Origin of the sequence: Corynebacterium sp., assembly GCF_022712275.1 — a bacterium.
Taxonomy (GTDB): domain Bacteria; phylum Actinomycetota; class Actinomycetes; order Mycobacteriales; family Mycobacteriaceae; genus Corynebacterium.
The window spans coordinates 148,429-154,751 of sequence record NZ_JALAGU010000033.1 but is presented as its reverse complement, the minus strand read 5'-3'; the positions used below and the strand labels follow the sequence as shown (position 1 = coordinate 154,751).

The 6,323-nt window shown below is 64.1% G+C and carries 5 protein-coding genes; 2 read left to right on the top strand and 3 right to left on the bottom strand.

Translation table 11 applies throughout. From position 1 onward, the window contains the following. Positions 1 to 211 precede the first annotated feature (211 nt). Complete coding sequence (locus Q0A27_RS08120) at positions 212 to 706, bottom strand: ferritin (RefSeq protein ID WP_014009261.1); 495 nt, start codon at positions 704 to 706, stop codon at positions 212 to 214. A gap of 435 nt (positions 707 to 1,141) precedes the next feature. Between Q0A27_RS08120 and nrdF the strand changes: the two genes are divergently transcribed. After that, positions 1,142 to 2,140: a class 1b ribonucleoside-diphosphate reductase subunit beta gene (nrdF, locus tag Q0A27_RS08115; protein WP_291474547.1), complete on the top strand. Its 999-nt coding sequence runs from the start codon at positions 1,142 to 1,144 to the stop codon at positions 2,138 to 2,140. 201 nt (positions 2,141 to 2,341) lie between these two features. On the opposite strand, the gene Q0A27_RS15030 is transcribed toward nrdF, so the two are convergent. Beyond that, positions 2,342 to 2,485, bottom strand: a complete 144-nt coding sequence (locus tag Q0A27_RS15030; RefSeq protein WP_367273314.1) for a hypothetical protein — start codon at positions 2,483 to 2,485, stop codon at positions 2,342 to 2,344. A gap of 425 nt (positions 2,486 to 2,910) precedes the next feature. On the opposite strand from Q0A27_RS15030, the gene ctaD reads away from it, so the two are divergent. Beyond that, positions 2,911 to 4,611: a cytochrome c oxidase subunit I gene (gene ctaD / locus Q0A27_RS08110; protein ID WP_291474546.1), complete on the top strand. Its 1,701-nt coding sequence runs from the start codon at positions 2,911 to 2,913 to the stop codon at positions 4,609 to 4,611. 255 nt (positions 4,612 to 4,866) lie between these two features. On the opposite strand, the gene Q0A27_RS08105 is transcribed toward ctaD, so the two are convergent. Then, the gene (locus tag Q0A27_RS08105; protein WP_291474545.1) at positions 4,867 to 6,276 is read right to left on the bottom strand and encodes a lipase family protein; all 1,410 of its coding nucleotides are present in this window, start codon (positions 6,274 to 6,276) and stop codon (positions 4,867 to 4,869) included. Positions 6,277 to 6,323 lie beyond the last annotated feature (47 nt).

The following is a 6,323-nucleotide window of genomic DNA, read 5'->3' as shown; positions in this document are numbered from 1 at the left end:
CGCTCGGCAGTGTCCGCATCACGCATCCTGAGGTCGTTCTGACCTCAGTCGGAACGACCTGACACTGCGTGTCGCCGACATCATGAGCTCCCCGCTGACGCGCAGAAGGGCCCCGCACCGATCCTCGGATCAGTGCGGGGCTCTTCTGACTGGTGTGCTGTCGGCCCGGGTGGCCGGGAAGCCGTCGGCTACCCGGTGACCGTGGAGACTGCTACTCGGCGCGGCCACCCAGCTTGGCGTCGATGCGCAGCAGGCCGGAGCCGTCGTTGCCGACGGTCTTGATCCAGTCGATGATGTCGTTGACGGTGGACTCTTCCTCGATCTGCTCGGCGAGGAAGAAGTTGATGAGGGAGCGGGAATCGATGTCACCGGTCTCGTCCGCGACGCGGGCGAGGTTGCGGATCATCTCGGAGATCTTCTGCTCGTGGGCGAGGGCGGCCTCGAAGGCGTCCAACGGGGTGGCGATCTTCAGGGACGGCAGCTCGATGTCGGTGAGGTCCACGCGGGCCTCGCGGTCGAGGAGGTGCTCGGCGAACTTGGCGGCGTGGGTACGCTCCTCGTCGGCCTGGGCGCGGAACCAGTCGCGCATGCCGAGGAAGGAGAGGCGGTCCATCTCGTAGGACAGCTGGGAGTAGATGAGGGACGCGCCGTGCTCGGCGACGACCTGCTTGTTGACGGCTTCCTGGAACTTCTCGTTGATGCTCATGGCAGTAACGATACTGATCGGTTCATCCTTTCTCTAGGGCAGATAGCCTCACCTTTGCTTATATCTGCAGGTGAACAGGCATGTCTGTCCTCAGTATGCTTTGGCTGTGCTGCAGTGAGTGCGACGTAAAAGATGCTGTTCAGAAGCATGGTCGGGGGTGAAAGTGCCCCCGTCGGCCAGATCTTCCTCATTCTGCCCGAGTATGAAGTGCAGCCTCGCCTCATTCACACCACCCTATGTCGGGGGTGTCAAGGGCCCGGAAACTCCGGCACCTGCGGCTCGGTTGCGGCTCGGTTGCGGCTCCGCCCGGTCCCCGTCGCGTCCCCCGGATCCGCCGGATGGATGAGTCCCGGATGGGGTACGGTGGGAGGATATGTCAGGCTGCGGGGGAGTACCCGGCCGGGCAGACATTCCGCACTACCGCAGGAGAGCTGTATGACGACATCGCGCCAGATCACCACCCCGGTCCACCACCGTGCCGGGGACCGCGTGACCGCGATCAACTGGAACACCATTCCCGACGACAAGGACCTCGAGGTCTGGGACCGGCTGACCGGTAACTTCTGGCTCCCGGAGAAGGTGCCGCTGTCCAACGACATCAAGAGCTGGGGGACACTCTCCGAGGCCGAGCAGACCGCCACGATGCGTGTCTTCACCGGTCTGACGATGCTGGACACCATCCAGGGCACCGTCGGTGCCACGAGCCTCATCGATGACGCCGTCACCCCGCACGAGGAGGCGGTGTTCACCAACATCGCGTTCATGGAGTCGGTGCACGCGAAGTCCTACTCGTCGATCTTCATGACGCTGGCCTCCACCCCACAGATCAACGACGCCTTCCGCTGGTCCGAGGAGAACGAGAACCTCCAGACCAAGGCGGACATCGTCCTGAACTTCTACCAGGGTGATGACCCGCTGAAGAAGAAGGTCGCCTCGACCCTGCTCGAGTCCTTCCTCTTCTACTCCGGCTTCTACCTCCCGATGTACTGGTCCTCCCACGCCAAGCTGACCAATACCGCCGACGTGATCCGCCTGATCATCCGTGACGAGGCTGTCCACGGCTACTACATCGGCTACAAGTACCAGCGCGCGCTGGAGCAGGAGACCGAGGCTCGCCGGCAGGAGCTCAAGGACCACACGTTCGAGCTCGTCTTCGACCTCTACGACAACGAGTGCCAGTACACCGAGGATCTCTACGACGACCTCGGCTGGACCGAGGACGTGAAGCGCTTCCTGCGCTACAACGCCAACAAGGCCCTGAACAACCTCGGCTACGAGGGGCTGTTCCCGGCGGACGAGACCCGCGTCTCCCCGTCGATCATCTCCGCGCTGAATCCGGGTGGCGACGAGAACCACGACTTCTTCTCCGGGTCGGGTTCCAGCTACGTCATCGGTAAGGCCGAGAACACCGTCGACGACGACTGGGACTTCTAGGTCCGCAGACTCCCTGTCACGGGACACATGCTCCCGGTAGGTCACTCCCCGGGTCGGGGTAGTGGCCCACCCTCCCGAATGGTCTGCGGATGTCCTCCCGGTGCACGGCCGACCCGACGAGACGGGTTGCCCCGGTGTGCGGTAGGCATCCTGGTCAGACTGATTGACCGCCGGAAGTTCTCAAGGGTCTGCGCGGGGTCGTCATGTCTGTACTGACGGTCTGTACTGACGGATGCCTACTTCATTGACGGGATCGGAGTCCCTTTTCAGCTTCAGCGTGCGCCGGAGGAACGCGACCTCTCCGATCCGGGCGACGTCGACCAGGTGGGCAAGAATATCGTGCACCGTCCACCCCGGGACACAATGAGGGTGTTTCCCGGCGGGAACCGTCAATAGTGTCGAGGTCGTCGATCAGGCGTCGCCGCTCGGCGTGGACCAGGGGCCGGATCTCTGTCCTGGACAGTGACACCGGATACTCCTTTGTATCTGTTCCGCGGCGTCCTGACCGGGCGGCGTTGTGGCTCCCGTGACGCCTGTGGCTGTTGTGCGGTTTTCCGGCCGTGAATCGCGGGCGCTACCCCCGATTGCGACGCCTCGGCCGCTAAGGGGGGTCCTGGCTATCAATATCTGAACGCACCCATTACCATGGACTGCAGTCTGCGCTGGATGTGTCGGCGGAGGTGACGACTACGCCGCCGAGCCACAACACCGTGCAGTTCATTCAAAGGGAGCCGTCCCGACGAGCGGCTCCGCGTAGTCAGGAGGATTGAATGACCGCAGTAGCGCCTCGGGAAGACCATCCGGTCGCTCCCACACGGCCTGCTCCCCAGGGTGGTAAGTCCCTCAAGGGCAACCACGCCTGGACCATGCTGACGACCACCGACCACAAGCAGCTCGGCATCATGTACATCATCATGTCGTTCTGCTTCTTCTTCATCGGTGGCCTCATGGCCCTGCTGATCCGCGTGGAGCTGTTCCACCCGGGCATGCAGTACCTGTCGAACGAGCAGTTCAACCAGCTCTTCACCATGCACGGCACGGTGATGCTCCTGCTGTACGGAACCCCGGTCGTGTGGGGCTTCGCGAACTACATCATGCCGCTGCAGATCGGCGCCCCCGACGTCGCCTTCCCGCGCCTCAACGCGCTGGGCTTCTGGCTGACGACCTGGGGCGGCATCCTCATGCTCTCCGGCTTCCTCACCCCCGGTGGTGCCGGTGACTTCGGCTGGACGATCTACATGCCGCTGGCGGACGCCATCCACTCCCCGGGTGTCGGTACCAACCTCTGGATCGTCGGTGTCGGCGTCGGTGGTGTCGGCACCATCGCCTCGGCCATCAACATGATGACGACCATCCTCTGCCTCCGCGCACCGGGCATGACCATGTTCCGTATGCCGATCTTCACCTGGAACATCCTGGTGACTTCGCTGCTGGCGCTGCTGATCTTCCCGCTGCTCACCGCCGCGGCCCTCGGTGTCCTCTACGACCGCCTCCTGGGCGGGCACATCTACGACCCGGCCAACGGTGGCGCCATCCTCTGGCAGCACCTGTTCTGGTTCTTCGGTCACCCCGAGGTTTACGTCCTGGCCCTGCCGTTCTTCGGCATCGTCTCCGAGATCTTCCCGGTGTTCAGCCGCAAGCCGATGTTCGGTTATGTCGGCCTGGTCTTCGCGACCCTGTCGATCGCCGCTCTGTCCCTGGCCGTGTGGGCGCACCACATGTTCGTCACCGGTGCTGTGCTGCTGCCGTTCTTCAGCTTCATGACCTTCCTCATCGCGGTGCCGACCGGCCTGAAGTTCTTCAACTGGCTCGGCACCATGTGGAAGGGCCGGCTCACTTTCGAGACCCCGATGGACTTCGCCATCGGCTTCTTCGCCACCTTCCTGTTCGGTGGTCTGACGGGCATCATGCTGGCGTCCCCCGCCCTGGACTTCCATATCTCGGACACCTACTTCGTGGTCGCGCACTTCCACTACACGCTCTTCGGCACGGTGGTGTTCTCCTCCTACGCCGGCGTGTACTACTGGTTCCCGAAGATGACCGGCCGGATGCTCAACGAGAAGCTGGGGAAGATCCACTTCTGGCTGACCTTCATCGGCTTCCACACCACCTTCCTGGTGCAGCACTGGCTGGGCAACATGGGTATGCCGCGACGCTACGCCGACTACCTGGAGTCCGACGGTTTCACCACACTGAACCAGGTCTCGACGATCGGCACGCTGATCCTCGGAATCTCGGTGATCCCGTTCATCTGGAACGTCTTCAGCTCCTGGCGTTACGGCGAGATCGTCACGGTCGACGACCCGTGGGGTTACGGCAACTCCCTGGAGTGGGCGACCAGCTGCCCGCCGCCGCGCCACAACTTCGACTCGCTGCCGAAGATCCGTTCCGAGCGGCCTGCCTTCGAGCTGCACTACCCGCACATGGTGAAGACGCTGCGCGAGGAGGCACACGTGGGACGACATTTCTAGGTTCCAGGTGTCGGTAACCGATCTGACATTCGGTCCGCGTCCGGACCTCGTGCCGGGTTTCCCGACTTGCCCCCGCCCCGACGCAACCTCCGGGTACCGGACAGAACTCCGGAAGCCACCTCCGGGCACGTCTCACCGGCAGCGGATCACCCCGTCAGCGCCCCGGCGGTGACGGCCCCGGCTGTCTCCGTGTTTCTCGGGCCCGTGGTCATGGCGCTGTCGAACCCGGCCTATGCGCGACTGGGGAAGGACTGACTACAGTTCGTTGCCCTGTGGCACGGTGGCGCAGTTGTTGGTGGTCGGAGTTCCGCTGAGCCTGCCCTCCAGCCAGAGGTAGCCTTCTACCGCCCACGGAACAGCCGCGATGACGTGGCTGGCGAACGGATACTCGCGGTACTCGACCTGTGTTCCCGCCTCACAGTACTGCCGCACCAACGTGCGCACGTCTTTCGTCACCATGATTCCGTCGCCCGGGCCCACGGACGGGGAGGCGGGGGTTCCCTCGATCCAGCCTGCCGCACCCTGGAAGACGAACATGGGGATCCGCGGCGAGCCCCAGTTGCCCATGTTGATGTCGTCGATGACCGCCTTGACCTCCGGGGCGTCCTGCGGGGTGGGGTACTCCGGCTTCGCCAGGTCGGACCAGTGCAGGCCGGGGTACCGGGCCACGGATTCGACGATCGACAGGTCACGGACATCGTTGGCGACAGCCATGCCGTAATCGTTGAAGTACTGGGAGAAGTCGATGTCGTAGGCGTCACCGAGGGCTGTCAGCGCCAGTCCGACCACACCGGACCAGAGGAGACCGTCGCCGGCGTAGGAGAGGTTCTTCTGGGGGTCCACGAGCACACCACCTTGTGCGACACCGACGATCCGCTGCTCGATCTCCGGGGCGTATTCCTCGGCCCGGATCGCGGCCCAGTTGCTGGCGATTGCGCCGCCCGAGTAGCCGAACAGACCGATCTGGTCGGTGGGGGTGATCGGGGAGGTCTCCGCCGCCGTGGCGGCCCGAAGGGAGTCCAGCGTGGCGGCACCGTAGGCGGGCCCTGCGGCGAAGTTGGCGTCTTTGCCCTGGGTGTCTGCGACGATCACCGGGTGGCCCAGCGCCAGTGCCGGGACCAGGAAGCTGGTTTCGAAGGCCGGTATCAGGCCACCGAGGCTGAGGTTTCCGGCGATCATGCGAGAGGGGTTGTCGAGGGGGTTCGCCGAGTCGTAGAAGGACTGGTAGGAGATGACTTTGCCGTCGGACTTGGTGGGTGGATGAACTATCGAGGTGACGTTGGTTTCGTTGGCGCCCAGGGCATTGGTTGTGACGTAGAGGACCTGGGTGACCTTCACCGGGACCTCGAGGGTGGCGACGTGGTAGTTGAAGGTGCGCTCACGCAGGACGGTACCGGGTGCGAGGTCGGCGACGCCGGTGTCCCCGAGCTCCTCGGGGACCTCGTAGAAGGTCTTGTCGTCGGCGGGGTTCTGCACGTCGAGCAGGGGGCGGACTCCGTCCCAGAAGCCGCCGATGATCTGTGTCTGCAGCGGCAGGTCGGAACGGTCTGCCGGGGCGGCTGAGGCCGGTGCGGCGACGGCGGCGGCGAGGGAGACGGTGAGGACGGACGCCGCGACGGTGGCGGCGGTACGGTATGCGCGTCGAGGGCGCTGAGAGAACGTCATGGGCGGATAGTATTACGGCAGTAATTATGTCCGCAGCGTTTTAATTA

What these genes read in the sequence shown, in the direction of transcription:
- Q0A27_RS08120 (WP_014009261.1), bottom strand. Translation starts at nt 706, where the DNA reads ATGAGCATCAACGAGAAGTTCCAGGAAGCCGTCAACAAGCAGGTCGTC.
- nrdF (WP_291474547.1), top strand. Translation starts at nt 1,142, where the DNA reads ATGACGACATCGCGCCAGATCACCACCCCGGTCCACCACCGTGCCGGG.
- ctaD (WP_291474546.1), top strand. Translation starts at nt 2,911, where the DNA reads ATGACCGCAGTAGCGCCTCGGGAAGACCATCCGGTCGCTCCCACACGG.
- Q0A27_RS08105 (WP_291474545.1), bottom strand. Translation starts at nt 6,276, where the DNA reads ATGACGTTCTCTCAGCGCCCTCGACGCGCATACCGTACCGCCGCCACC.